Here is a 25,388-nt window from a genome sequence, read left to right as displayed (position 1 = left end):
GCCGCCGCCAGGCATGATCAGGTCAGCCAAAGTCGCGACGGTTAGCCGCCCAGCTTGATAATGGCCATCGTCAGCAGAATGCCGAGCGCGATCATCGCGATACCTGCCTTCATCGCCCCCGCGCCGGTGTAGCGCCCCAGCGCAAAGCCGGCGATGAAAAGCATCACGAGTGTGAGCACGCGCGAGGCGATGAGCGCCGTTGTCACGTCCTTGACGACGAGAAACGGCAGCGCGACGGGAAACGTTCCCAGGACCACAAGCAGAAAAATGCCCAGCGCGCCGACGAAATCCCCTCTCACGAAGTTCGCCCGAGGCGGCAGCGTTGGGGCTGCCGCGAGGCGCACGCGGATCCGCTCGAGGTCGGCATCTTCGACGAGCGTAGCCATTTTTTCGGGCAATGCATCGCGCAGCGCCCGTACGGCAACCGACGGGTCCTGCTCGCGCTTGACGGTCTGCGCGAGTTGCAGACGCTGCCCCCGATCGGCGAGCGTCCGTACGAGATACATCACGGCGTCGGCGAGGCCCCACGCAAGATTGCACCCGAGCGCGGCGAAGAACATCTTGTACCCCTCGTCTTCGCCTGCGGTGACCGCCTTGACGGCGCCGACGAACGTCAATGCCATGAACAGACCAAAACATATTTCGCAGACACGGTCGACGGTATTGAGAATCGGTTCGCGCTGTTCGGGCTCGGCGCGTCCGGCCGGCATGATCGTGCTCATATGGCCTCGACTCGAAGTAGGCAACGCGACGTTGCGCTAGCTGCCAACGGGGGATGTTGCTACGAGAAGTATATGAAAGAGTCGGCAGTTCGGTACCCCGATCTTGATGGACCGGGAACGCCGGGGCCATCGAAGGAGGCCCGCGACCGTCTGGATGCGGCCGCGCCGTCCATGGCATGCCGAGTAGACGTTCGCAAGCACGTCACGCTCTGCAATATGACGGTTGTGCGTCATGCGGGTCCCACGGGGCGCTTTCTTCAGTCCTGCATTAAGCCAATAGAGAAAATCCCCGCACGCGGCCAGCGTCTCCGCCACTCCTCAAGATCTGGACTCCTTTAGATCGTCGATACGCTGTCGATAGCTGCGCAGCAAGCAGGCCTTATCGCTACACGCATTGCGAACATCGCGAAGCCATGTCCGTTGCTCCGCTCGCAACCGCGCCTTGTTTGCCGACACACTGACCCGTTGGTTATAGATTTCAGTGAGCCTCTTGTCGACACGGGAAAGCTCGGCGTCCCCGCAAACAAGCTGTGCCTGAATGGATATGAGCTTGCTGCAATCGAGACTGCTCATCAACGCGGCCTTCGCATCCGGTTGTGCTTCCAGCCGCCCTGGCTTGCAGAGCCCCTGAAGCGACTGGCATGCGCCATCGCGCCGAACCCATGCCATGTCTTGCGCACCGTATTGCTTGACGAAACGATTGATGGCAGCGTGACTGACGCCCCTTTGCATGGCGTTCGCGGCGATTATTTCGTTGCAAAGCGAGTCTTCGGCATAGGTTTGCCCCGCTTTCCGATAGCAACTATGAAACCCGAGCAGACCGCTGCCAAGGACACTTCGGCGTTCGCCTGAGGCAAAGAGGATGGAAGCACAGGCGGACGCACACCTGGCGTCGCTCGGAACCAGCGTGTGGACGCGCACTTTGTCCATGGCATCGACGACACGGAATGCCGCTTCAACATTTCCCCCTGGACTGCTTAAAACGAATACGACCAGTCCATCACCATCGCGGTCGGCCCTGCTCGCAAACGTTAGAAATTTCCGGGCATCGCCGTCCTCGATCCGCCCCTCCCCGATGATCATCTTTAGTTTGAGCTGAGGTTGGTAATAGATACGGAAGTCCATCCCTCGCGCAATGCCGGGAAGCATCGGAGCAACCAGACACATGCAGAAAAGAAGCCGCCAGATCAAGCTTCGTGTCGCGGTCTGCCTTGCTTCCAGAGAACGCATCGGGCTCTCCCGTGTGCGAGAAGTCGTCCAGCCATCACCCGACGCGACAGTGGATAGCCAACATTGCACGCTGGCAGCTACCCCTCAGGCCTGTCCACTTCTCAACTACGTCTACGATACCGCGGCTCTTGTTTCAGTCCACCAAAGCAGTCTCATCCGCTGTGGCGCTTTAAGGGTTCGGCCGAACCGCGCCATCGCGCCCCAAGCCGTACTGTTCAGCGTCTTCACAACTGTACCGGTACTGTACCGCGCACTGTCGATAAACTGATCTCCATCGAATCTGCCTTCTCTTTCCGGAGCCCCTCGCATCATGCTGCCCGAAATGCTCAGTGCGCTGCCCGCCGGCATGCTCTTCGTCGTGGTCACGACCATCACGCCCGGCCCCAATAACACCATGTTGCTCGCTTCCGGCGTCAACTTCGGCTTTCGCCGCACGGTGCCGCACATTCTCGGCATTAGTGCAGGCGTGGTCGTGCTCATGCTCTCGGTGGGTTTCGGCCTGGGTCAGCTGTTCCGGCACATTCCGTCGCTCTATGTCGTGCTGGAAGTCGCAAGCATTGCGTACCTGCTCTATCTTGCGTGGAAGATCGGCACCTCGGGCGACCTCAAGGTAAAGAGCGGCGAGCATCGGCCCATGCGCTTTCACGAAGCCATTGCGTTCCAGTGGGTCAATCCCAAGGCGTGGATGATGGTGCTCACGGCCGCCACCACGATCCGCCTTTCCGCGAACTTCGGCACCAATACGATGGCGATGGCCTTTCTGTTCTACGTGATCGGCCTGCCGTGCATCTGCATCTGGGCCGCGTTCGGCACCAGCATGCGCCGTTTTCTCTCGAACTCGCGGCGGCTGCGTCTGTTCAACATCGCCATGGCGCTTTCGCTGATCGTTTCGCTGTATCCGATGTTCGCGCACCTGCTGCAGCGCTAATACGAACCGCCGCCTTTCAGTGTAAACACCGGTTCAACCGCTACAATCGCAAGCGGGAAACATGGGCGGCGGAGTCACACTTTGTCTGAGTTTGAAGCGGGTTTTATTCTCACCCGCCATTGGCGCGATACGGGCGAACACACCGAGGTCGACTTCTGGCTTGCGACCGACGCGGGGCCGCGCCAGCTGCGCCTGCGCCCCCAGCCCTCTGTGGCATTCGTGCCGGCCGCGCAGCAAGCGGCGGCCCGCGCCGCACTGAAGGGCGACGCACGCACCGAACTCCGCCCGCTCAATCTGTGTGACTTCCAGCGCCGTCCGGTGCTTGGGCTCTACTCGCCGCAATATCGCGCCCTCGCTGGGCATGCGAAACGCCTCGCGAAAGCGGGCGTCGACGTCTACGAAGCCGATATCCAGCCGCCGGACCGCTACATGATGGAGCGCTTCATCACCGCGCCCGTGCTGTTTCGCGGCGACGCCGTCGACTCCAGCGCAAGCGGCGTGCTGCTCGACGGCGAGATGAAACCCGCCAACGGCTATCGCCCGCGCCTGAAACTCGTGTCGCTCGACATCGAAACGAGCGCACAGGGCGAGCTGTATTCCATTGCGCTCGAAGGCTGCGGACAACGCCAGGTCTACATGCTCGGCCCTGCAAACGGCGACGCGAGCCAGATCGATTTCGATTTCGAATACTGCGAAAGCCGCGCGCAAATGCTCGAACGCCTGAACGCGTGGATGGCCCAGCACGACCCCGACGCCATCATCGGCTGGAATCTCGTGCAGTTCGATTTGCGCGTGTTGCACGCGCACGCGCAGCAAACCGGCGTGCCTCTGCGCCTTGGGCGCGGCGGCGAGGTCATGGAGTGGCGCGAGCACGGCATGCGCGAGAATCACTTCTTCGCAGGCGCGGCGGGCCGCCTCATCATCGACGGCATCGAGGCGCTGCGCTCGGCCACCTGGAGCTTTCCGTCGTTCAGCCTCGAATACGTCGCGCAGGCGTTGCTCGGCGAAGGCAAGTCCATCGACAACCCGTATCAGCGCATGGACGAGATCCAGCGCCGCTTCGACGAAGACAAACCCGCGCTGGCTCGCTATAACCTCAAGGACTGCGAACTGGTCACGCGTGTGTTCGAGAAAACCGAACTGATCGCCTTTTTGCTCGAACGCGCGTCCGTCACGGGGCTGCCCGTGGATCGCAGCGGCGGTTCGGTCGCCGCGTTCACGCACCTGTATTTGCCCAAGATGCACCGGCTCGGCTATGTGGCGCCTAACATCGGCGACGTGGTGGGCGAAAACAGCCCCGGCGGCTTCGTCATGGACTCGCGCCCCGGCATCTACGACTCGGTGCTCGTGCTCGACTACAAGAGCCTTTACCCCTCAATCATCCGCACGTTTCTGATCGATCCCGTCGGGCTCATCGAAGGTTTGAGCGATCCCGACGACGAGGTGTCCGTGCCCGGCTTTCTTGGTGCGCGCTTTTCCCGCGAGAAGCACTGTCTGCCGGAAATCGTGCGCCAGGTGTGGGAAGAGCGAGAAAACGCGAAGCGGCACCACAATGCCCCGCTCTCGCAGGCGCTCAAGATCATCATGAACGCCTTTTACGGCGTGCTCGGCTCGACCGGTTGCCGTTTCTTCGACCCGCGCCTCGCCTCTTCGATCACGATGCGCGGGCACGAGATCATGCGCAGAACGCGTCAACTCATCGAGTCGCAGGGCTACGACGTGATCTACGGCGACACCGATTCGACCTTCGTCTGGCTCAAGCACGCGTACAGCGAAGCCGACGCCACACGCACCGGCAAGCAGCTCGTCGAGCACGTCAATGCATGGTGGAAGGCCGAACTGCGGGAACGCTTCGGCCTCCAAAGCGCCCTGGAATTGCAGTTCGAACGCCATTACTCGCGCTTTCTCATGCCCACGGTGCGCGGCGCGGAAGAAGGCAGCAAAAAGCGCTACGCCGGGCTAACGCTCGCGAAGAGCGGCGGCGAAGAAGTCGTGTTCAAGGGCCTCGAAACCGTGCGCACCGACTGGACGCCGCTCGCGCAGGAGTTCCAGCGCGAACTGTACCGGCGCATTTTCCAGCGCGAGCCCTACGTGGAGTACATCCGCGACTATGTGCGGCGCACGCTCAATGGCGAACTGGACGACCAGCTCGTCTACCGCAAGCGCTTGCGCCGGCCGCTCGTCGAGTACCAGCGCAACGTGCCGCCGCACGTGCGGGCCGCGCGTGTCGCGGACGAGTTCAATCGCGCGAAAGGCCGTCCGCTCCAGTATCAGAACGGCGGCTGGATCAGCTATGTGATGACGACGGCCGGGCCCGAGCCGCTCGAAACGCTGAGCTCGCCGCTCGACTACGCATTCTATGTGAGCCGCCAGCTACAGCCTGTTGCGGACGCGATTCTGCCGTTCCTGCGCGAGGATTTCGACACGCTGATGTCGGGGCAGCAGAGCTTGTTCTAAACACGCGCCCTACCGCGCACGCTCGATGAATCGCCACAGCGCATCGTCCGTCGAATACGGCGCGTTGAAGCGAAACCATGCGCTCGGTGCGTCGTCAGGCCGGAAATAGGAGCCGGGCGCGAGCCAGATGCCGTCGCGCAGCGCCGCCGTGGCAATCGCGCCGGCCCGTTCGGGTTCGATCGCGAGGCGCGCCCACACGAAGAGCCCCGCGCGCGGCCGGTGGAAGATTTCGAGCCCCAGCGCATCCAGCCGCTCCTCCACGCACGCATGCGCGGCCTTCAGGCGCTCGTTCACCAGCTCGACATGCCGTGCGTGGCGCCCTTCGAGCAGCACCTTGTCGACCATGCGCTCGATGGTCGCCGACGACGTGAGCCCCACCGCCATCTTCGCGCGCGCCAGTTCGCGCAGCACATCGCGCTCGGCGACCACATAGCCGCAACGCAGCGAGGGCGTGACCGTCTTCGAAAAGCCGCTGACGTACACCACGCGCTGCAGGCCCTCCATCGCGGCGAGCAACGGGGCGCCCGGCGGCGCGAGTTCGCGGCTCACGTCGTCCTCGACGACCCACATGCGCTGGCGCTCGGCGATCTGCAGCAAGCGGAACGCGTTGGACATCGCATACGTCGCGCCGGTGGGATTCTGCAGCGTCGTGTTCACGAAGATCGCCTTGGGCTGATGCGCGGCCACCTGGCGCTCGAGCGCCTCGATGTCGAGCCCGGCCGGCGTGCGCGGCACGCCGTGCACCGTGAGCCCCGCGAGCTTGAGGATCTGCAGCAGATTGCAGTAGCCGGGGTCTTCCACGAGCACCGTGTCGCCGGGCCGCAAAAGCGTGCGCACGATCAGATCGAGCCCCTGCGTCGCGCCTTGCGTGAGCAGGACGTTCGACACCTCGACGGGCAGCCCCTGGCGGTCCAGCTGCGCCGCAATGCGCTCGCGCAGCGGCGCGTAGCCGTAAGGGTGCCCGTAGTCGCCAAGACGCACGGCCGGCACCCGGCTCATGGCGCGCAGGGCGTGCTGCAGGCCGCTTTCGTTGATCCACTCGCCCGGCACCCAGCCGCAGCCCGCCTTGATCGGCACCGAATGATCGGCGAACACGTCAGAGAGCAGCCACGTGGCCGTGAGCGTGGGCGGCTGCCAACCCGCCGCGCTCGCCCGCGCCGACTCGGTGCGCTGCGCCACGCGATAGCCCGAGCCGCGCCGCGCGACCACGAAGCCCATCGAAACGAGACGGTTGTACGCCTCGGTCACTGTATAGGTCGAAAGCTCGTGCGTTTGCGCGAGCTGCCGCACCGAGGGCAACAGCGCCCCGGCGCGCAGCGTTTGCGCATCGATTGCGCGCGTGAAGCCCTGTACGAGCTGCTCGACAAGCGTAGTTGCTGCGCCGCGGCCGCGCTCCAGTTCGAGTTCGATCATGGGAAAAGCAAGCGTATAGTGCGAGGGAAAACCCGAACGACCCGGGCGCCGACCAATACAGTTGGCGAGAATTGTCCAGCACGGTTTGCAGATCAGTATAGAGACTGTCTATGCCGTGGTTCAAGCCCCGGCGCTACAGTTGAGCCAAACCCACCTGAGGAGAAGCACGCATGACTTCGCGCCCCGTCATCGACGATCTCTCGTCGTTCTGGATGCCCTTCACCGCCAACCGCCAGTTCAAGGCCGCGCCGCGCCTGCTCGAATCGGCCAAGGGCATGTACTACCGCACGACCGACGGCCGTGAGGTGCTCGACGGCAGCGCGGGCCTCTGGTGTGTGAATGCGGGCCATGGGCGCGAGGAAATCGTCGCGGCGATCGCCCAGCAAGCCGCCAAGCTCGACTTCGCCCCTACGTTCCAGATGGGCCACCCGCTCGCGTTCGAAGCCGCGCAGAAGGTTGCCGAGATCATGCCGGCCGGGCTCGACCGCGTGTTCTTCACGAATTCCGGCTCGGAGTCGGTCGACACCGCGCTGAAGATCGCGCTTGCCTACCATCGCGCACGCGGCGAAGGCCAGCGCACCAAGCTGATCGGCCGTGAGCGCGGCTATCACGGCGTGGGCTTCGGCGGCATCTCGGTGGGCGGCATCGGCCCGAATCGCAAGGCGTTTTCGGGCCAGCTGCTGCCGGCCGTCGATCATCTGCCGCACACGCACGATCTCGAACACAACGCGTTCTCGAAGGGCCAGCCGGGCTGGGGCGCGCACCTCGCCGAGGACCTCGAGCGCATCGTCGCGCTGCACGACGCTTCGACCATCGCCGCCGTGATCGTCGAGCCCGTGGCGGGTTCGACCGGCGTGCTGATTCCGCCGCAGGGCTACCTGCAGCGCCTGCGCGAGATCTGCACGAAGCACGGCATCCTGCTGATTTTCGACGAAGTCATCACGGGCTTCGGACGCCTCGGCAAGGCCACGGCCAGCGAGTATTTCGGCGTCACGCCCGACATCATCACGATGGCCAAGGCGATCAACAACGCCGCCGTGCCGATGGGCGGCGTGGCCGCGAGCCGCACGATTCACGACACGATCGTGAACGCCGGCGCGCAAGGCGCAATCGAGCTGTTCCACGGCTACACCTATTCGGCGCACCCGCTCGCCGCCGCCGCCGCGATCGCGACGCAGGACCTGTATCGCCGCGAAGGTCTGTTCGAGCGCGCCAACGCGCTCGCGCCGAAGTTCGAGGCCGCCGCACACGCGCTGCGCGGCGAAAAGCATGTCAAGGACGTGCGCAATCTCGGCCTCGTTGCCGGCATCGAACTCAATTCGCGTGACGGCGCGCCCGGCGCGCGCGCTTATGAGGTTTTCGTGAAGTGCTTCGAGGCAGGTGTGCTGATCCGCTTCACGGGCGACATTCTCGCGTTCTCGCCGCCGCTCATCGTGACGGAAGAGGAAATCGCGCGCCTGTTCGGCACGGTGCGCGACGTGCTGGCCACGGTGCAGTAATGCGCTAAAGCGCGAGCCATCGCTCGCGCCGGCTTTCCGCCTGCTTTCATTTGGCAATACGCCGCAAGGGCGGCCCGGGTTCGGGCCGCCTTTTCTTTTTTCGGCCGCCAGGTTCCGCAGCCTGACGCGCGAGGGACCGGGATCAAGCACGGAACACGCCATCGGCGTATTGTTGCCCTATCCGCCATAGCAATCGCGATTGCGGCGCGTGCGCATCGACCGACGTGCGCTGCGCCAGGAGGGAATCTCATGAAGATGCCAGTCCGTATCGGCACGCATATCGAGGGCATCCACTGGATCGCCGAATATGTGGAAGCGACGCATCAAATCCGCGTGTTCCGCGACGGCCGCGTGGTCGATACGATCCCCGCGCCCGCAGCGATGTTCGGCGAAGAGCGCGACGCGGGTTCGGCCAGCGACGCCGCGAGCCGCGCCGAGGAAGCCGCACTGCTCGCCTGTCTGCGCCGCTATGTCGCCGACGTGCAGCCTGAAGAATAGGACTCTTGAGCATTTCCCCTGCCGATTCCCCTTCTCGCAAGGAGCGCGCGCCGATGAACGAGCGCAACGATCACTTCTCGCCCCAGCTCATCGAAACCGACGCGCTCATCATCGGCGCGGGACCGGTGGGACTCTTCCAGGTGTTCGAACTCGGTCTGATGGAAATACACGCGCACGTAGTGGATTCGCTGCCCGTGGTCGGCGGCCAGTGCGCCGAGCTTTACCCCGACAAGCCGATCTACGACATTCCGGCGGTGCTGATGTGCACCGGGCAACAGCTCGTGGATGCGTTGATGAAGCAGATCGAGCCTTTCGGCGCGACGTTCCATCTCGGCCAGGAGGTGCAGATCGTCGAGCCGCGCGCGGACGGCCGCTTTTTCGTGCAGACGAGCAAGGGTACGCAGTTTCTTGCGAAAACGGTGTTCATCGCGGCAGGCGTGGGCTCGTTCCAGCCGCGCACGCTCAAGCTGAGCGGTATCGAGCGATACCGCGACACGCAGTTGTTCTATCGCTTGCGCGATCTCGAACGCTTTCGCGACAAGGACATCGTGGTGTGCGGCGGCGGGGATTCGGCGCTCGACTGGGCGCTGCAACTCGTCGACGTCGCGCAGAGCGTGATCCTGCTGCATCGGCGCGAGGGCTATCGCGCTGCGCCGGCAACGGTCGCGAAAATGCACGCGCTATGCGAAGAATGGCGCATGCAGTCGATCGTCGGCCAACTGACCGGCTTCGACGACGAAGGCGGCAAGCTCACGCGCATCAAGGTGACGGGCGGCGACGGCGTCACGCGCTCGCTGGAACTCGACTACCTGCTCGTGTTTTACGGCTTGTCGCCGCAACTCGGGCCAATCGCGCAATGGGGCCTTGAAATCGAGCGCAAGCAGTTGCCGGTGGATACGGCGCGCTTCGAAACGAGCGTGCCGGGCATCTTTGCCGTCGGCGATATCAACACGTATCCGGGCAAGAAGAAGCTAATTCTTTCAGGTTTTCATGAAGCCGCGCTCGCCGCATTCGGCGCCGCGCATCATGTGTTTCCCGAGAAGAAAATCCATCTGCAGTACACAACGACCAGCACGCGCCTGCACAAGGTGCTCGGCGTGGAGTCGCCGGTGTTCGACTGAACGCGGGGCGAGTGCCCCGCGTCGCGTTCAAACAGCCTGCTTAAGCCTGTTCAGCGTCCTGCTCGCGGAAGATGCGGTCTGCCAGATGGAACGCCGAGTTCGCCGCCGGCACGCCGCAATAGATCGCGGTTTGCAGCAGCACTTCCTTGATTTCGTCGCGCGTGACGCCATTGTTGCGCGCGGCGCGCAAATGCAGCGCGAGTTCCTCGCTGCGGTTGAGCGCCACCATCATTGCGATCGTCAGCAAGCTGCGCGTGTGGCGCGGCAAGCCATCGCGCGTCCAGATTTCGCCCCATGCATAGCGCGAAATGAAATTCTGGAATTCCTCGGTCACTTCCGTGCGGTTGGCAAGCGAGCGATCGACGTGCGCGTCGCCCAGCACCGCGCGGCGCACTTTTATGCCCGCTTCGTAGCGTTCTTCGTCGTTCATCACGCCTCCAGCAGGAAATCGACCACGATCTTGTTGTACTCGTCCGCCAGTTCGACGTTCGAGATATGCGCAGCGTTGAGTTCGACATAGCGCGCACCGGGCACCGACTCGGCCAGTTCGCGGCCTTGTGCGGGTGTTGCGGCCAGATCGTGCGTACCCGAGATCACGAGCGTGCGCGCCTTGATCGACGGCGCCTCGCCGCGCAGGTCGGCGGCGTTGATCGCTTCGCAGTTCGAAGCATAGCCGTCCTTGTCGGTATGCACGAACACGTCGCGCACTTGCGACATCACGAGCGCATTGTTCGCGATGAATTCGGGCGTGTACCAGCGCGGCAGCACGGCGTCGGCGAGCGCGAGCATGCCTTCGCTGCGAGCCTTCGCTGCGCGCGGCACCCACACTTCCGGCGAGCCGATTTTCGCGGCCGTGTTGCAGAGTACCAGGCGATCGATACGGTTGGCATAGCGCGCGCCGAGGCCGACGCCGGTCAGACCGCCCATCGAAACGCCTGCGAAGTGCGCGCGCTCGATGCCGAGCTGGTCCATCAGTCCGATCACGTCGCCGGTCAGTTGCTCGATCGTGTACGGGCCCTGCGGCGCTGCCGAGTGACCGTGGCCGCGCGTGTCGTAGCGCAGCACGCGGAAGTGCTTCGTGAACGCCGTGATTTGCGGCGTCCACATCGACACGTCGCTACCGAGCGAATTCGACAGGACCACCCATGGCGCCGAGCGGTTCTCCGTACCGTCGATGCGGTAGAACAAATGCGTGTCGTTGACGGCTGCGTAAGGCATGCGTGTTACTCCTCGTGTGTCTTCTATGATCAATGGGACGGGCGTTGTTTTGCACTCGCTTCGTGCGATGCGAGCACCGCGTCGACGAAAGTGTGCGCCTGCCCCACGTAGTTAGCCGGATCGAGCAGCGCCTTGAGGCGCGCTTCGTCCAGAAGTCGCGTAACGGCGGGATCCTCCGCGAGGACTTCATACAACGTGCGGCCGCTTTGCACCGCCGATTTCGATGCGTGCTCAACGAGATGATGCGCGTCCAGACGCCCGATCTGATCGCCGAGCGCGAGCATCACCGCTTCACCGAGGATGAGTCCGTGCGTGATGTCGAGATTCGCCGCGAGCCGTTCGGGCCGCACTTCGAGTCCAGCCGTGATTTGTTCGATCTGCGCGAGCGCGCCGCCGGCAAGGCGCGCGAGATCGGGCAGCGCATCCCACTCCGCTTGCCAGCCGCCGAGCGCGCGCTCGTGTTCCTGAACCATGCCCGCGAACACCGTTGCCACAAGGCCAGGCGCGCGCGTGGCAGCCGTCAGGACCGCTGCGCAACCCACGGGGTTGCGCTTGTGCGGCATGGTCGAAGAACCGCCCTTGCCCGCCGCCGCCGGTTCGCCCAGCTCACCGACTTCGGTCTGCATTTGCAGGGAGATGTCACGCGCGATCTTGCCGAGCGTGCCGATGAGCATGCCGAAGAACGACGCGGCTTCGGCAATGCGGTCGCGCTGCGTGTGCCACGGCAGCGCAGGCGACGCGAGGCCGAGTTCTTGCGCGAGCGCGGCGCTCACCTTCGGCGCCGCGTCGCGCAAGCTTGCGAGCGTGCCGGCCGCGCCGCCGAACTGCAGCACGAGCGCGCGCTCGCGCAGCGCGGCGAGTCGTTCTCGATGGCGCAGCATGGCGTCGAGCCATTGCGCGAACTTCATTCCGAGCGTGATGGGCAGCGCCTGCTGGAGCCACGTGCGGCCTACCGCCGGCGTCGCGCGATGCGTGCGCGCGAGGTCCGCGAGCGTCGCGCAGAGCGCATCGATACCTCGCTCGATCAGCGCAAATGCATCGCGCAACTGCAGCACGGTAGCCGTATCGATGATGTCCTGGCTCGTTGCGCCCCAGTGAACGTATTTGGCGGCTTCAGCGTCGGCGGCCTTCACGCGCGCCGTGAGCTGCTTGACGAGCGGGATCGCCAGATTGCCGCCCAGCGCCGCGTCGCGTGCGAGCGCCGGCGCGTCGAGCTGGTCCGCCGCGCAAGCCCGGGCGATCGCGGCCACCGCCGACTGCGGAATCACGCCATGCGCAGCGGAGGCGCGCGCGAGCGCCGCCTCGACGTCCAGCATGCGTTGCAGCGTGGCTTCGGGAGACCAGACCGCATTCATCGGCTCGGTCCCGCAGATCAGGCTCGTGAGGCGTTCAATCATGGAGTATGGCGCGTAGAAAAAAGCGGGCGTTCAGAGAGTACCGATGGAACGAAGCGGGCGCGGCAACCGTCGACGAATGCCGACGGTTGCCGCGCCACGCACGTGCGAACGACGCACGTCGACAGACAGTTTACGCTGCGCGACGGTTTTGCGTCGCGTCGATCAGCGGCACGCCGGCAAGCTTCTGCAGCGCGTCGAAGTCGATGTCCGAATAGATCTCGCGCACGGCGAGGCCTTCGGGCGTCACGTCGAACGCGGCGAGGTCCGTATAGACGCGGCCCACGCAGCCCACGCCCGTGACCGGGTACGAGCATTCGCTCACGAGCTTGCTTTCGCCTTGCTTGGTCAGCAGCTCCATCATGACGAACACCTGCTTCGCGCCGAGTGCGAGGTCCATCGCGCCGCCCACGGCCGGAATCGCGTCGGGCGCGCCGGTGTGCCAGTTCGCGAGGTCGCCCCCCACCGATACCTGGAATGCGCCGAGCACGCAGTAGTCCAGGTGGCCGCCGCGCATCATCGCGAACGAGTCGGCGTGATGGAAGTACGCGCCGCCAGTGAGCAGCGTCACGTGCTGCTTGCCTGCGTTGATCAGTTCGTCGTCTTCCCGGCCGGGTGCGGGCGCCGGGCCCATGCCGAGCAGGCCGTTCTCGCTGTGCAAGAAGATTTCCTTGCTCGGATCGAGGTGGTTGGCCACCAGCGTCGGGACGCCGATGCCGAGATTCACATACGCGCCTTCGGGAATGTCCGCGGCCACGCGCTTGGCCATTTCATCGCGATTCAGTCGTTTCATTGCCTCTCTCCGTTCCTTCAGGCTGCCTGGCCGCCATGCTGCTCGTGCGCTTGATGGGCCGCTTGCGGCACCTCAACGACGCGCTGCACGAAAATGCCGGGGGTCACGATCACTTCAGGATCGAGTTCGCCGAGCGGCACGACTTCCGAAACCTGGGCAATGGCGACCTTCGCCGCGCTCGCCATGATCGGGCCGAAATTGCGCGCCGTCTTGCGATAGACCAGGTTGCCCCAGCGATCGCCCTTATACGCCTTGATGAGCGCGAAGTCGGCGTGCAGCGGCGCTTCGAGCACGTAGTGGCGGCCGTCGATCAGGCGCGTTTCCTTGCCTTCGGCCAGCTTCGTGCCGTAGCCCGTAGGTGTGAAGAAGCCGCCGATGCCGGCGCCCGCGGCGCGGATGCGCTCGGCCAGATTGCCCTGCGGCACGAGTTCGAGCTCGATTTCGCCGGCGCGATAGAGCGCGTCGAACACATACGAGTCGGTCTGGCGCGGGAACGAGCAGATGATCTTGCGCACACGCTTCGCCTTGAGCAGCGCAGCAAGACCAGTGTCGCCGTTGCCTGCGTTGTTGTTGACGATGGTGAGGTCGCGCGCGCCCTGCTCGATGAGCGCGTCGATCAGTTCGGCGGGCATACCGGCCGTGCCGAAGCCGCCGATCATCACCGTGGCGCCGTCATGCACATCGGCCACGGCGGCTTGAAGCGAGTCGAAAATCTTGTTGATCATGCCTGTTCCTGAAAGCGATGCGCATCGCGGAAGGTCCACGTCACTCGATCGCGAAAAGTTCTATATACGAACACTGATTCGTTTAGCGAACGTCCAGCGCATTATCGGAGTGGATTCAAGCGCTTGTCAAGGCGGGTCTACCCACGGGGTGCCCACACAGGCAATCTACTTCATGTCTGCGCGGGTACGCGCGGATTCGTGCATGGACGCACTTTTTGCCGCGCTTTCAGGGCAGCTTGGGCCGTGGGCACATACCCCAATATCCGGAATTCCAATTCGTCGACTAGTCTTTATCTGATTTCGACATAGTGCCGCGCCGCCCTCGCCTTCATGCAAGACCTCGATCTGAATCTCATCCCCTTTCTCGTGGCCATAGAGGAAACGCGCAATGTGAGCCGCGCCGCCGAGCGGCTCGGTGTGAGCCAGCCGCGCGTGAGCACAGCGCTCGGCAAGCTGCGCGAGTATTTCGGCGATCCGCTCTTCGTGCGCACCTCGCGCGGCATGGAGCCCACGCCTCGTGCGCTCGGCCTCATTCCCGCCGCGCGCGACGCGCTGGTGCGTATCGAGAAGGGCATGCTGCAAGCGCAGGACTTCGATCCCGCCACGAGCACCCACACGTTTTCCATCGCACTGTCCGATGTCGGCGAGATCGTGTTTCTTCCGCGCCTCCTGCAGGTGTTCGCTCAGCGCGCACCGAAGGCAAACCTGCGTTCGGTGTCGTTGCCGCCAAGCCAGGTCGAGCGCGGCCTCGAGTCGGGCGACATCGATCTCGCGGTCGGCTATTTCCCCGATCTAGGCGGCAACAACTTCTTCCAGCAGCGCCTCTTCACGCACCGCTTCATCTGCATGATGCGCAGCGGCCATCCGCTTGCGGGCAAAGCCATGACGATCGAGCAGTTTCTCGCCATGGGCCATGCCGTCGTGCGCGCCGAAGGGCGCAGCCAGGAAGTGCTGGAACAGTATCTGGAGAAGCGGCGCATGCGCCGCCGCGCGGTGCTTGAAACGCCTCACTTCATGAGCTTGCCGTTCATTCTCACGCGCTCCGACCTCATCGCGACCGTGCCTCATGCGATCGGCTTCGCCTACGTGTCCGAGCATGCATCGATCACGCTCGTCGAGCCTCCACTGCCATTGCCGCGCTTCGATCTCAGGCAGCACTGGCATCGCAAGTATCACAACGCGCCGCGCGGCGAATGGCTGCGCAGCGTCGTGGCGGAACTCTTCAACGACGCCCTGGACGAATGGCCAAAATGATGGCCCCTCGCGCCGAGCACGACAAAACATGAAACAATGGGCGCTCGTGGAGCACGCCAAAGCGGCGTCGCGCCACATGACAGGAGCCCATGCATGAGCGAAGAAAAAAAGGCCGGAAAAGCAAAGCCACGCAAGAGCGCAACGAGCGCTGCCGTAGCGTCCAACACGCGCCCGTCACGCGCCGAAGCCGAGGACGCCGTGCGCGTACTGCTGCGCTGGGCCGGGGACGACCCCGCTCGCGAAGGGCTGATCGATACGCCGGGCCGCGTCGTGCGTGCCTATGAGGAGTTCTTCGCGGGCTATGAGGTCGATCCACGCGAAATCCTGTCGCGCACCTTCTCGGAGGTGGACGGCTACGACGAAATGATCGTGTTGAAGGACATTCGCTTCGAGAGCTACTGCGAACATCACATGGTGCCGATCATCGGGCGCGCGCACGTGGCGTATCTGCCGGAGCACCGCGTGGTAGGCATCTCGAAGCTCGCGCGCCTCGTCGACGCATTCGCGAAGCGCCTGCAGATCCAGGAGAAGATGACCGCGCAGATCGCCGACACGCTCAATGAAATTCTGCAGCCCAAGGGCGTGGGCGTGATACTCGAAGCGGCGCATCAATGCATGTCCACGCGCGGGGTGCACAAGGCAGGCGTGGAGATGGTGACGTCGCGCATGCTCGGCACGTTCCGCACCGACCCTTCCACGCGCCGCGAGTTTCTCGCGATCGTCGGCAATTCAAGCTCGATGAGCGTCGCGAATACCTGAATACCCCGCACGCGGAAAACGAACGGGACGGCATGTCCCGTTCGCCGCCTCACTTCATCGGGCTTTCGTCACCCCGCTCGATCTCGCGAATCTTGCCCTGGCGCACGCTGCTGCCCGGCGGCACGCTATGCGTGAGCCACACGTTGCCGCCAATCACGGAGCCGCGCCCGATCGTCACGCGGCCGAGAATCGTCGCGCCCGCATAGATCACCACGTCGTCCTCAACGATCGGATGGCGCGCATTGCCCTTCACGAGCGCCCCGTCGAGGTCAGCGGCGAAGCTCTTCGCACCGAGCGTCACGGCCTGATACACGCGAACGCGCTCGCCGATGATCGCCGTCTCGCCGATCACGACGCCCGTGCCGTGATCGATGAAGAAGCTCGATCCGATCTGCGCGCCCGGGTGAATGTCGATGCCCGTGGCCGAATGCGCGATCTCATTGATGAAACGCGCGAGCAGCGGCACGCCGAGGCGATGCAGCGCATGCGCGAGCCGATGATGCGTCATGGCCCACACGCCCGGATAGCACAGCAGGATCTCGGTGATGTGCTGCGCGGCCGGGTCACCCGTGAACGCCGCCTGAATGTCGCTCACGAGCAGCGCGCGAATATCGGGCAGTTGCCGGCCGAACTCGCGCGCGACTTCGAATGCGCGCACGCGCAGTTCGTCGTCGCTCGCCTGCGAGTTTTCCGGCAGGAAGCGCAACGCGCGGCGAATCTGCTCGGCAAGCAGTCGCAGGGTGCTGTCGAGCGTATGACCGACGTAGTAATCAATGCTCTCGTCGGTCAGGTCGGGCGCACCGTAGTGCGTGGGAAAGAGCGCGGCGCGCAAGCCGGCCACGATGTTGACGACCGCGTCGCGCGATGGCAATTCGCGGATGCCGAGTGGATGGCGCGTGCGGTGCCGTTCTTCACGCGACGCACGCAGATCGGCGACGATCTGTTCCAGGCCCCAGTCGGGGGAAGCAGCTTTGGACATGGTGATGCGGCAGCAGACGCAAGGTCTGCGCAGGAGTGAGTGTATCGACCCCAGAGATTACCGCGTTTTGCGCGAGTTCGCCGAAGCACTCTCGGCGGGCGACGCCCGCAGGGCGCGCGCGTTCACAGCGTGACCGTGCTCGCGTCGATCCAGCGCACGGCCCAGTCGCGCGCGTGGGCGATAGCGGCCGCTTCATCGGCGAAGCGCAAATCGGCAGGGAAAAACCGGTTGGCGACGAGTTCGCCATCGCTCGATCGCGATATCACCACATAAGGTTGATACGTGCCGTCACCGGCGCGCGCCGGTGCGCAATTCAGCAAATAGCCACGATGCGTAAATGCAGCGTCGAAGTGCATGTGTGTCACCCGCCCTGACTGCCTCGTCCATTTTTTGTGGCGCGTGCATTCAGGATCGTGTGGCAAAGCCACGCCATGGGCCCTCGCCCGGCCCATTAATCGAAAGCGCGCCAACTCGTTGAAAGAGGATCATACTCCTGGGAAAAAGGCCAAACCAACGAAAAAAATGCAAAATCGCTGGAGGCGTTCTCCTGGCGAACCGGCTTGCTTTTCAACCCGATTCAAGGGTGCGGCGCTGCAGCGGAACAGCGTTTGCGGACTTGCCTGCTGAACGCAGGCACCCCGATCTTCCAAGGAGGAAGAATCATGAATCGTCCCGACGACATGCAAAAAGCGAATGTGGGAGACGTGAGCGCGTCGCCGTCGCGGCCGCGCAGCGCCGAACTCCACAACGACCGCACGCACGATAGCTCGGTCGACACCGATGGCAAGAACCGCGAAGCCGCGCGCCTCGCGGGCGATGGCTACATCTGCCCGGACGAAGTGACGACCACGAACGCCACGCTCGTCAACAGCGTGCCCGAAGCCGGGGACGGCCTCGCGGGCTTCGACAGCCGCAAGGACGTGCACCGACTGCCGATCGCGCTCGAGTCCGGATACGAACTCGTCGACCTCGGCATGAGCGCGCCCGAAGCGCCCAGCGACTTCTTCGACTGGCAGCGCGACGCCGAGCGCGAAGCGGGCGTGCGCCGCAGCCCCGGGCGCCTGCACTTCGCGCTCAACCACATGCGGCCGACGCGCGTGATCGAGCTGCTGCGCAAGCCCTGAACGATGGTTCGCCGCCCGTTGTGCGGCGAACCATTTGCGATTATCCAGGCGATATCGACGCACTGGCGGATTCAGACAGCATTCAGTCGAGTGCGGTTAAAAGTGGAAATGAAAAGCCTGAAAATAAATGAAAGCGGATAAATCGACGGCATTATCCCGGCGAGTTGCACGCTTTTGCCGCTTTTGAAATGACGCCGGGCTTTATTTCAGTGCCGATGCAATGCTTTGGTGCAGACCGGTGCGCTTGTTCAGGAAATGCAGAAATTCTCTCCAATGTCACCGAAATCCGACAGAAATGACCCCACAAGGCGGAAGGATTGCAGACGAGGGGGGATCGGACAGGAATTTAGTGATAAATTCTTACATCATAAGAAGCGAGGAGCGAGTGTCCAAGGGCTTGCCCCGCGATCTCGCCCAGCGCTGATGGAGAGTGTTGAACGTGCCTCTACATTTTATTGAGCAGATGTCGCCCGTGCTCGACGCGCCCGAAGAGGCAGCGTGGTTCGACGCGGTGGCGAAGCTCGCCAGTTCGTGGGGATTCAGCCAGCTCATGCTGGCTATCCTGCCGCGCCCGGGCATGAGGCTCGAGGACGCGTTTATCCGCACGAACTATTCGGCCGCCTGGCGGCAGACGTACAACGACCACGGTATGGCCTACTTCGACCCTACCGTGTCGCATTGCACAACGCGCTCGGCGCCGCTCATCTGGTCGCCGGAGCTTTTCGCGACCGAGCAGCAACAATCGATGTATGAAGAGGCCCGCTCGTACGGGCTGCGCGCGGGCATCACGCTGCCGATCCATGGCCCGCGCCAGGAAGTGGGCATGCTGTGCTTCGTCAACGACGCCAATCCCACGGACAACTTCTGGGACGACGTGAACCGCGCGTTGCCGAATCTCGTGCTGCTGCGCGACCTCGTGCTGGACACAAGCCAGCGGCACCTGAACGACCACGCCCAGTCGCTGATTCCCAAGCTCACGCCACGGGAAAAGGAATGCCTCAAGTGGACTGCGCTAGGCAAGTCCACTTGGGAAATTTCTCACATCCTGAATTGCTCTGAGGCCGTCGTGAACTTCCACATGAAGAACATTCGCGGGAAGTTCGGCGTCAACTCACGGCGGGCGGCCGCCGTGATTGCGACGCAGATGGGTCTTATTGACCCGGGCTAAGCACCATCGGTGCTTCGCCGCGCAACACGCGCTCGGCACGGCCAAGGTCGCCGTCCGAAATCGTCTTGTTGAAATACAGCCCGAGCAGGATCGACACCGGCGGCGGAATCTCCGCGCCCGACTCGAACCGGCTGCCGCGCGACTGCGTCACGCCGAAGCGCGCCCAGAAGCGGCGCTGGCTTTCTTTCTTCTTCTTCCGATACGCAATGATCAGGACGCGGTCGACGACCGAAGACAAATCTCCGGAGGACGACATGGTGCTCGCACCCGAGTGCCATTGATTGCCCATAAGTTCCATGATGACTCTCGCTGTCAGATATGCCTGATGAGTGACTGCCGCGGAACTGATTCTCCTTAAGAGGCCCTATCTGCGCACCTACCTATCTAGATAGGTGTTTTTTTATATTCATAACGCATAGCTTTCGAACCGTACTGCCGCGCTTCCACACAAATCGGGAGAGTTGTCATGCAAGCTGCGATACGGATCGGACAGAGACAGGATTTCGACAATGAGGACATCAATGAGATGTACCGGCTGCGCGCGCGCGTGTTCCGCGACCGCATGGGCTGGGACATTCCCACCATCGCGGGGATGGAAATCGACGGCTACGACGCGCTCGGGCCCCATTACATGCTGATTCAGGACGGCACGGGCCACGTGCGCGGCTGCTGGCGCATGATGCCCACCGAGGGCCCGAACATGTTGCGCGACACCTTCCCGCAACTGCTCCAGGGCAAGGCTGCGCCCACGGCTCGCAACATCTGGGAGCTGAGCCGCTTCGCCATCGAGTCGGGCAACGACCAGGCTTTCGGCTTCGCCGACGTGACCATGAACGCGATGCGCGCCGTTGTCTCGTTCGCCGACCGCTCGGGCATCAGCAGCTATGTGACGGTCACCACGACGCCCATGGAGCGCCTGCTGCGCCGCACGGGCATCGAACTGACCCGGCTTGGCGCGCCGATGCGCATTGGCGTGGAAAATGCCGTCGCGCTGGAAATCGCGATGAGCCAGCAAACGCACCACGCGCTATTCGGCGCGATGGCGCACGCCGCTTGAGCATGGCTCCGCGCATAGACGGATTCGCGCAGGCTGGGTGCTGCGGATTTCCGCGCTCAGCGATGTGGACTGTTGTTTTTGTCTGACAAATTAAAAATAAACACCCTGGCGCGCCGCCTGAACCCAAACGTGCCCGGCCTTAATCGGCTTTGACCTCGTCGGCCCTCGGCTCGCCGCTTTTCTGCGCCACCGAGGCGCTCCGGCTGAAGCGGATGTGGGAAATGCGCCCCACGCACAGCGCCGCTGCGAGCGCGGCGCAGCCGGTCAAGCCAATTCCCAGATGGATCGCGTCGACCAGCACGTGGCGCACGGCATCGATCAGCGCCGCGCCGTCGAGCCCCGCCGCCTTCATCTGCGCAACCAGGCCCTCGCGCAGCGACGGGTCGATCAGCACGCGCGGATCGGCGAGCTGAGGCTGCCAGCGCTGCTGCAGTGGCGCGCCGATCACCGCCAGCGCATCCCCCACGCCGGCCGCATAGCGATGGTTGACGATCGTCGCCACGACGCTGGTGCCGAGCATGCCGCCAACCATGCGCGAGGATTGCAGCAAGGCGGTCGTAATGCCAAAACGCTCGCGCCCGGCAATCTCCTGGCCGAACACGTTCAGATTGTTCAGAATGAAGCCGAGCCCGATACCCACGGCCGACATCGCCAGCTCGAGCCAGAGGTGCTCCGTGTTGCGGGACGCGAAGGCAAGACCGGCGGATGCCGCGACCAGCAGACTGAAGCCGACCGTCAGAATCGTCGTGGGCTTGCGCAGCCGGATCACGATACGCGTATTGATCAGGCTGCCTAGCGCGATACAGGCGGCGATCGGCGTGGCGAGCAGGCCCGCCTGCTGGGGCGACAGCCCGAAGCCGCCCTGCAGGAGCAGCGGCGCGAAAAAGATCAGCGAGAACATCACGAAGCCCGAGAGCGTCGAGAGCGTGAATAGCGTCACGAGTTGCGGGTCGCGGAACAGGTCGAGCGGAATGATCGGGTGCGTCGCGCGGCGTTCGCAGGCCAGCAGCAGCGCCGCGCCGGCGAGTACCGCCACCGCCAGCGCGGCGTTGCCGGTCGTCAGGCCGCTCTTGGGCACCGCCTCGATCAAGGTCTGGAACGCGCCCAGCACCAGCGCGACGAGCGCGGCACCCGTCCAGTCGATGCGCACGTCGCCGGTACGCGCCGGCTGGTAGCGCGGCAGATGCGCCCAGATGAAATAAAGTGCAAGCACGCCAACCGGCAGATTGACGAGAAAGGTCGAGCGCCAGCCAAAATGCTCACTGAGCCAGCCACCCAGCGACGGCCCCGCCGCCGTGCCGATGCCGTAGGCGGCCGCCATGACGACCTGCCAGCGCACCCGCGCGCGCGGGTCGGGAAAGAGATCGGGAATCGAGGCGAACGCCGTGCCCACCATCATCCCGCCGCCTACGCCCTGCAACGCGCGCGCCGCCGCGAGAAAACGCATGTCGGTCGCGAGTCCGCACAGCACGGAGGCCACCGTGAACACGATCACGGCGGCAATCACGAAGCGCTTGCGGCCGAAGTAGTCGCCGAGCCGGCCGAACACGGGCACCGTCACGACCGAGGCCAGCAGGTAGGCGCTCGCGATCCAGGCATAGAACTCGAAGCCGTGCAGTTCGGCGACGATCGAGGGCAAAGCGGTGCTGACAACGGTTTGATCGAGTGCGACGAGCATGTTGACGAGGCCGATGCCGAGCATGGCCAGCAACGCGTCGCGAAACGGCAGGTTAGCGGAGGAAGATTTCACGGGAGGGGAAGACTGCGCGCAGCGAAAAAGAGGCAACGATAGCGGTATGACGGTGCGCGTGCAACATGACGAAATAGCAAATGGACTCCTGGCAGCCCTGCGGTATTCCGACGCAACCCACTTGATCTTCCTTCCCGCTCCTTCCACATTTCATACAGTCCGACTGCATATTTACTTGCGATCCATTAAGCTTTTCGCCAGTCACGACACGGCGCGCCCACCTCGTCATGGCATCACCCGAGGCCGCGCGAATTCTCGATCCCACTCACAGAGGAGGTCTTATGTATAAACGCATTCTTGTCGCCGTCGACGGCAGCGCCACGTCGCGCCGCGCGTTCGAAGCCGCGCTCGACCTGGCGAAGGCCATGGGCTCGACCCTGCAGCCGTATTACGTGATCGAGAACACGCCCATGTATTTCGACGCGCCCGGCTACGATCCTTCGATCCTGCGCAACCAGATGATCGCCCAGGGCAACGAACTCGCAGAGGACATGAACAAGGCGATGAGCGAGCGCGGCGTGCAAGGCGCCATGCTCACGGGCGAAGCCTCCTCGCTCGACGACGTCCCGACGCTCGTGCTCAACGCCGCGAAGACCGAAGGCTCCGACCTGATCGTCATGGGCACGCACGGCCGCCGCGGTTTCCAGCGCCTCATTCTCGGCAGCGTTGCCGAACGCTGCGTGCGGCAGTCCACCCTGCCTGTCCTCCTCATTCCGTCAGCCGCGGGAAATGCCGACCAGTAGTCACATTACGTGCACGCTGTTTTGCACGTTATTGAAGAGTCGCTTGCGCTCCGTCAGACGGCGCGCAAGCGCCTTCTGACAAGGCGCAACACCAAGCATCTCAAAAGCGCGTCACTTTGCCACCAATCTGAGATTCGACCCCGGTAGACAATGCCTGGACAGAGATCAAAGGAGCATTGTCGATGCTGAATCCTAACGTCGTTTCCCATACCACTGTGCGCCGCAGCAATCGCACGCCCGTGACGGCACCGCGCACGTCCACGCGCTGTTCGGTTTGCGCCATGCGGCACCTGTGCATGCCCCAGGGCCTCACCCTCGACGACCTGCCCAAACTCGAAGCGCTGATCTGCTCCGCGCGCAGCGTACGGCGCGGCGAAGCCGTGTACCGCGCCGGCGACGCGTTCGACAATCTCTACGTCGCGCGCTCCGGCTCGCTCAAGACGGTCATGGCGCATCGCGACGGCCGCGAGCAGGTCACCGGCCTGCGCCTGGCCGGCGACCCGCTCGGCCTCGACGGCATCAGCACGGGCTTTCACACCTGCAGCGCCGTGGCGCTCGAAGACAGCTCGGTCTGCATCATTCCCTACTCGGCGCTCAAGCATTTGTGCCGCGAAACCGGCGCCATGCAAGACCGGCTGCACCGCCTCATGAGCGAGCAGCTCATCCGCGAATCGTCGCAAATGATGGTGCTCGGCTCGCTCTCCGCCGACGAACGCGTTGCCGCGTTCCTGCTGGACGTCTCCGAGCGCAACGGCCAGCGTGGCTACTCGCACGCCGAGTTCAACCTGCGCATGACGCGTGAGGACATGGGCAGCTATCTCGGCATGACGCTCGAAACGGTAAGCCGCACCCTGTCGAGATTTCAAAAGCGCGGCCTGATCGACGCACAGGGCAAACTGATCCGCATCATCGATCTCGAAGGTCTGCGGCACCTGTAATTCGCGGCAAACCCCGGGCGAGCCGCCCATCTGGGTTGCCCGTGCCGCGCCTCACCGGCGCGGCATCGCCGTTGGCACAACTCCTGCGCAGCGTTAAAGTCTCGTTCTACGCCTACGCAAGGAGAATCGCCGAAATGCCTCTCCCGCAATCGCCTACGCTCGCTGCCCGCCTTGAAGCGGCGCGCAGCACCAGCGACGCACTCTTCAACGTCGTCAAGCCCGAGTTTCTCTACGAGCGGCCTATTCGCGAACGTCACCGCATCGTGTTCTATATCGGTCATCTGGAAGCATTTGACCGTAACCTCTTCGACAAGCGCCTGTTCGATCTACCCTCCGCCGATGCGCGTCTCGACCAGCTGTTCGCATTCGGCATCGATCCCGTCGATGGCGGCCTGCCGACCGATACGCCCGCCGACTGGCCCGAACTCGCCGAAGTCCTGGCCTACGGACGCGACGCCCGCAGCCGCATCGACGCACAGCTCGCGACGCTCGACTTGCCGCCCGACGCCTCGAATCACGACACGCCGGGTCAGTTGCTGAATGTTGCAATCGAACATCGGCTCATGCATGTCGAAACACTCGCCTACATGCTCCACCAGTTGCCGTTCGAGCAAAAGCAGACGCCCGCCGCCGCGGGCATACACACCGACCCGCTCCATATGGTCGAGGCCGGGACCGTGCAGGTGCCCGCGGGCCGCACGGAACTCGGCATGACCGCCGAGCGTGGACTATTCGGCTGGGACAACGAATTCGGCGAGCAGCAGGTCGACGTACCGGCATTCGAGATCGACCGCTACATGGTGACGAACGGCGCGTTTCTCGCCTTCATCGAGGACGGCGGCTACACCAGGCGCGAACTCTGGAACGACGCCGACTGGGCCTGGAAGGAAAGCGCGCATGTGGCGCACCCCGTGTTCTGGTCGCGCGGCCCCGAAGGCTGGCGCCTGCGCACGATGTTCGAAGACATCGCCTTGCCGCTTGCGTGGCCCGTGTACGTGAGCCACGCCGAAGCCAGCGCGTTTGCGCGCTGGCGCGGCATGGCGCTGCCGAGCGAGGCGCAGTGGCAGCGTGCGGCGCACGGCGCGCTGCCCGGCCACACCGACAACTTCGATTTCCGCAACTGGAACCCGGTGGCCGTCGATGCCACGCCCCACAGCGCCAGCACGTGGGGCGTAGAAGGCCTGTACGGCAACGGCTGGGAATGGACCTCCACGCTCTTCGGGCCGCTGCCCGGTTTCAAGGCGTTCCCGTTCTACGAGGGCTATTCGGCTAACTTCTTCGACGGTCAGCACTACGCAATGAAAGGCGGGTCGCCGCGCACCGCGCAATGCATGTTGCGGCCGACGTTCCGCAACTGGTTCCAGCCGCGCTACCAATACGTTTATGCGGGTTTTCGCTGCGTTCGGGATTGATCGATCCCCTTGCTCAAACGCAAGCGCGGCAGCAGCGCGCGCCGTAACGAAGTCCAGGTCTGGGTGATGGGACCGCCGCCCCTCACCTAGCCTTTCCCCGCAGGAAAGCACGCTTCACGCATCCTCAATTTTCGCGCTCGCGAAAATCTCCCACACTTGCCATCACGCCTCTTCCGTACCGTTCGTACGGATTTGCGCCCCGACCG

General features: G+C 63.9%; 25 protein-coding genes. 13 read left to right on the top strand and 12 right to left on the bottom strand.

Translation table 11 applies throughout. The annotated features are described in order from the left end of the window. Positions 1–41: 41 nt before the first annotated feature. Complete coding sequence (locus U5A58_RS22610; protein ID WP_321915453.1) at positions 42–722, bottom strand: VIT1/CCC1 transporter family protein; 681 nt, start codon at positions 720–722, stop codon at positions 42–44. A 318-nt stretch (positions 723–1,040) separates the two neighbouring features. Continuing rightward, on the bottom strand, positions 1,041–1,952 hold the full coding sequence (locus U5A58_RS22605) for a lysozyme inhibitor LprI family protein (protein WP_321963082.1): 912 nt from the start codon (positions 1,950–1,952) through the stop codon (positions 1,041–1,043). A gap of 310 nt (positions 1,953–2,262) precedes the next feature. Here U5A58_RS22605 and U5A58_RS22600 point away from each other — a divergent pair, with 310 nt between their 5' ends. Together U5A58_RS22600 and U5A58_RS22595 are read left to right on the top strand one after the other, a co-directional pair. After that, positions 2,263–2,880, top strand: a complete 618-nt coding sequence (locus U5A58_RS22600) for a LysE family translocator (RefSeq protein WP_321963081.1) — start codon at positions 2,263–2,265, stop codon at positions 2,878–2,880. A gap of 81 nt (positions 2,881–2,961) precedes the next feature. Beyond that, a complete protein-coding gene (locus U5A58_RS22595) occupies positions 2,962–5,337 on the top strand; it encodes a DNA polymerase II (RefSeq protein WP_321963080.1) in 2,376 nt (791 codons plus the stop codon). Between the two features lie 9 nt (positions 5,338–5,346). Here the strand turns inward: U5A58_RS22595 and U5A58_RS22590 are convergent, their stop codons facing one another. Next, positions 5,347–6,750 carry a PLP-dependent aminotransferase family protein gene (locus U5A58_RS22590; protein WP_321963079.1) on the bottom strand — a complete coding sequence of 468 codons (1,404 nt, stop codon included), beginning with the start codon at positions 6,748–6,750 and terminating at the stop codon, positions 5,347–5,349. A gap of 170 nt (positions 6,751–6,920) precedes the next feature. Here U5A58_RS22590 and U5A58_RS22585 point away from each other — a divergent pair, with 170 nt between their 5' ends. The 3 genes from U5A58_RS22585 (at position 6,921) to U5A58_RS22575 (ending at position 9,868) form a co-directional block, all read left to right on the top strand. Further along, the gene (locus U5A58_RS22585) at positions 6,921–8,249 is read left to right on the top strand and encodes an aspartate aminotransferase family protein (protein WP_321915458.1); all 1,329 of its coding nucleotides are present in this window, start codon (positions 6,921–6,923) and stop codon (positions 8,247–8,249) included. 249 nt (positions 8,250–8,498) lie between these two features. Continuing rightward, on the top strand, positions 8,499–8,747 hold the full coding sequence (locus U5A58_RS22580) for a hypothetical protein (RefSeq protein WP_201695812.1): 249 nt from the start codon (positions 8,499–8,501) through the stop codon (positions 8,745–8,747). Between the two features lie 53 nt (positions 8,748–8,800). Then, entirely contained in the window at positions 8,801–9,868 is a 1,068-nt protein-coding gene (locus U5A58_RS22575) for an NAD(P)/FAD-dependent oxidoreductase (RefSeq protein WP_321963078.1), read from the top strand. Between the two features lie 40 nt (positions 9,869–9,908). Here the strand turns inward: U5A58_RS22575 and pcaC are convergent, their stop codons facing one another. The 5 genes from pcaC to U5A58_RS22550 form a co-directional block, all read right to left on the bottom strand. Continuing rightward, on the bottom strand, positions 9,909–10,298 hold the full coding sequence (gene pcaC, locus U5A58_RS22570; protein ID WP_321915460.1) for a 4-carboxymuconolactone decarboxylase: 390 nt from the start codon (positions 10,296–10,298) through the stop codon (positions 9,909–9,911). After that, positions 10,298–11,086 carry a 3-oxoadipate enol-lactonase gene (gene pcaD, locus U5A58_RS22565; protein WP_321937149.1) on the bottom strand — a complete coding sequence of 263 codons (789 nt, stop codon included), beginning with the start codon at positions 11,084–11,086 and terminating at the stop codon, positions 10,298–10,300. Before pcaD ends, pcaC begins: the two co-directional genes overlap by 1 nt. Before the next feature lie 29 nt (positions 11,087–11,115). Further along, complete coding sequence (locus U5A58_RS22560) at positions 11,116–12,483, bottom strand: 3-carboxy-cis,cis-muconate cycloisomerase (protein WP_321963077.1); 1,368 nt, start codon at positions 12,481–12,483, stop codon at positions 11,116–11,118. A gap of 130 nt (positions 12,484–12,613) precedes the next feature. Further along, positions 12,614–13,273 (bottom strand): 3-oxoacid CoA-transferase subunit B, encoded by a 660-nt coding sequence (locus U5A58_RS22555; protein ID WP_321963076.1) that lies wholly within the window; start codon positions 13,271–13,273, stop codon positions 12,614–12,616. Between the two features lie 17 nt (positions 13,274–13,290). After that, a complete protein-coding gene (locus U5A58_RS22550; RefSeq protein WP_321963075.1) occupies positions 13,291–13,998 on the bottom strand; it encodes a 3-oxoacid CoA-transferase subunit A in 708 nt (235 codons plus the stop codon). Positions 13,999–14,328: 330 nt separating this feature from the next. Here U5A58_RS22550 and U5A58_RS22545 point away from each other — a divergent pair, with 330 nt between their 5' ends. Both U5A58_RS22545 and folE read left to right on the top strand, forming a co-directional pair. After that, positions 14,329–15,252, top strand: a complete 924-nt coding sequence (locus U5A58_RS22545) for a LysR family transcriptional regulator (protein ID WP_321963074.1) — start codon at positions 14,329–14,331, stop codon at positions 15,250–15,252. A 93-nt stretch (positions 15,253–15,345) separates the two neighbouring features. Continuing rightward, on the top strand, positions 15,346–16,011 hold the full coding sequence (gene folE, locus U5A58_RS22540; RefSeq protein ID WP_321937146.1) for a GTP cyclohydrolase I FolE: 666 nt from the start codon (positions 15,346–15,348) through the stop codon (positions 16,009–16,011). A gap of 49 nt (positions 16,012–16,060) precedes the next feature. On the opposite strand, the gene epsC is transcribed toward folE, so the two are convergent. Together epsC and U5A58_RS22530 are read right to left on the bottom strand one after the other, a co-directional pair. Continuing rightward, on the bottom strand, positions 16,061–16,990 hold the full coding sequence (gene epsC / locus U5A58_RS22535; RefSeq protein WP_321946493.1) for a serine O-acetyltransferase EpsC: 930 nt from the start codon (positions 16,988–16,990) through the stop codon (positions 16,061–16,063). 122 nt (positions 16,991–17,112) lie between these two features. After that, positions 17,113–17,346 carry a hypothetical protein gene (locus U5A58_RS22530; protein ID WP_321915468.1) on the bottom strand — a complete coding sequence of 78 codons (234 nt, stop codon included), beginning with the start codon at positions 17,344–17,346 and terminating at the stop codon, positions 17,113–17,115. A 306-nt stretch (positions 17,347–17,652) separates the two neighbouring features. Here U5A58_RS22530 and U5A58_RS22525 point away from each other — a divergent pair, with 306 nt between their 5' ends. Together U5A58_RS22525 and U5A58_RS22520 are read left to right on the top strand one after the other, a co-directional pair. After that, a complete protein-coding gene (locus U5A58_RS22525) occupies positions 17,653–18,114 on the top strand; it encodes a DUF3005 domain-containing protein (protein WP_415774277.1) in 462 nt (153 codons plus the stop codon). Between the two features lie 463 nt (positions 18,115–18,577). Beyond that, on the top strand, positions 18,578–19,282 hold the full coding sequence (locus U5A58_RS22520) for a LuxR family transcriptional regulator (RefSeq protein ID WP_321963229.1): 705 nt from the start codon (positions 18,578–18,580) through the stop codon (positions 19,280–19,282). On the opposite strand, the gene U5A58_RS22515 is transcribed toward U5A58_RS22520, so the two are convergent. Continuing rightward, on the bottom strand, positions 19,266–19,580 hold the full coding sequence (locus U5A58_RS22515; RefSeq protein WP_415764775.1) for an XRE family transcriptional regulator: 315 nt from the start codon (positions 19,578–19,580) through the stop codon (positions 19,266–19,268). The two genes, U5A58_RS22520 and U5A58_RS22515, sit on opposite strands and share 17 nt — an antisense overlap. 168 nt (positions 19,581–19,748) lie before the next feature. Between U5A58_RS22515 and U5A58_RS22510 the strand changes: the two genes are divergently transcribed. Continuing rightward, positions 19,749–20,339 carry an acyl-homoserine-lactone synthase gene (locus U5A58_RS22510; RefSeq protein ID WP_321915469.1) on the top strand — a complete coding sequence of 197 codons (591 nt, stop codon included), beginning with the start codon at positions 19,749–19,751 and terminating at the stop codon, positions 20,337–20,339. Between the two features lie 139 nt (positions 20,340–20,478). On the opposite strand, the gene U5A58_RS22505 is transcribed toward U5A58_RS22510, so the two are convergent. Continuing rightward, positions 20,479–22,041 (bottom strand): MFS transporter, encoded by a 1,563-nt coding sequence (locus U5A58_RS22505; RefSeq protein WP_321963228.1) that lies wholly within the window; start codon positions 22,039–22,041, stop codon positions 20,479–20,481. Between the two features lie 329 nt (positions 22,042–22,370). On the opposite strand from U5A58_RS22505, the gene U5A58_RS22500 reads away from it, so the two are divergent. The 3 genes from U5A58_RS22500 (at position 22,371) to U5A58_RS22490 (ending at position 25,182) form a co-directional block, all read left to right on the top strand. Beyond that, the gene (locus U5A58_RS22500) at positions 22,371–22,832 is read left to right on the top strand and encodes a universal stress protein (protein ID WP_321915470.1); all 462 of its coding nucleotides are present in this window, start codon (positions 22,371–22,373) and stop codon (positions 22,830–22,832) included. 182 nt (positions 22,833–23,014) lie between these two features. Further along, positions 23,015–23,770, top strand: coding sequence for a helix-turn-helix domain-containing protein (locus U5A58_RS22495; RefSeq protein WP_415764778.1), 756 nt, complete (start codon positions 23,015–23,017; stop codon positions 23,768–23,770). A gap of 134 nt (positions 23,771–23,904) precedes the next feature. Continuing rightward, positions 23,905–25,182: an SUMF1/EgtB/PvdO family nonheme iron enzyme gene (locus U5A58_RS22490; protein ID WP_321963073.1), complete on the top strand. Its 1,278-nt coding sequence runs from the start codon at positions 23,905–23,907 to the stop codon at positions 25,180–25,182. The last annotated feature ends 206 nt before the right edge of the window (positions 25,183–25,388 follow it).

The organism is Paraburkholderia sp. J7 (assembly GCF_905220155.1).
GTDB lineage: Bacteria > Pseudomonadota > Gammaproteobacteria > Burkholderiales > Burkholderiaceae > Paraburkholderia.
This window is presented reverse-complemented; position numbering and strand designations above follow the sequence as displayed.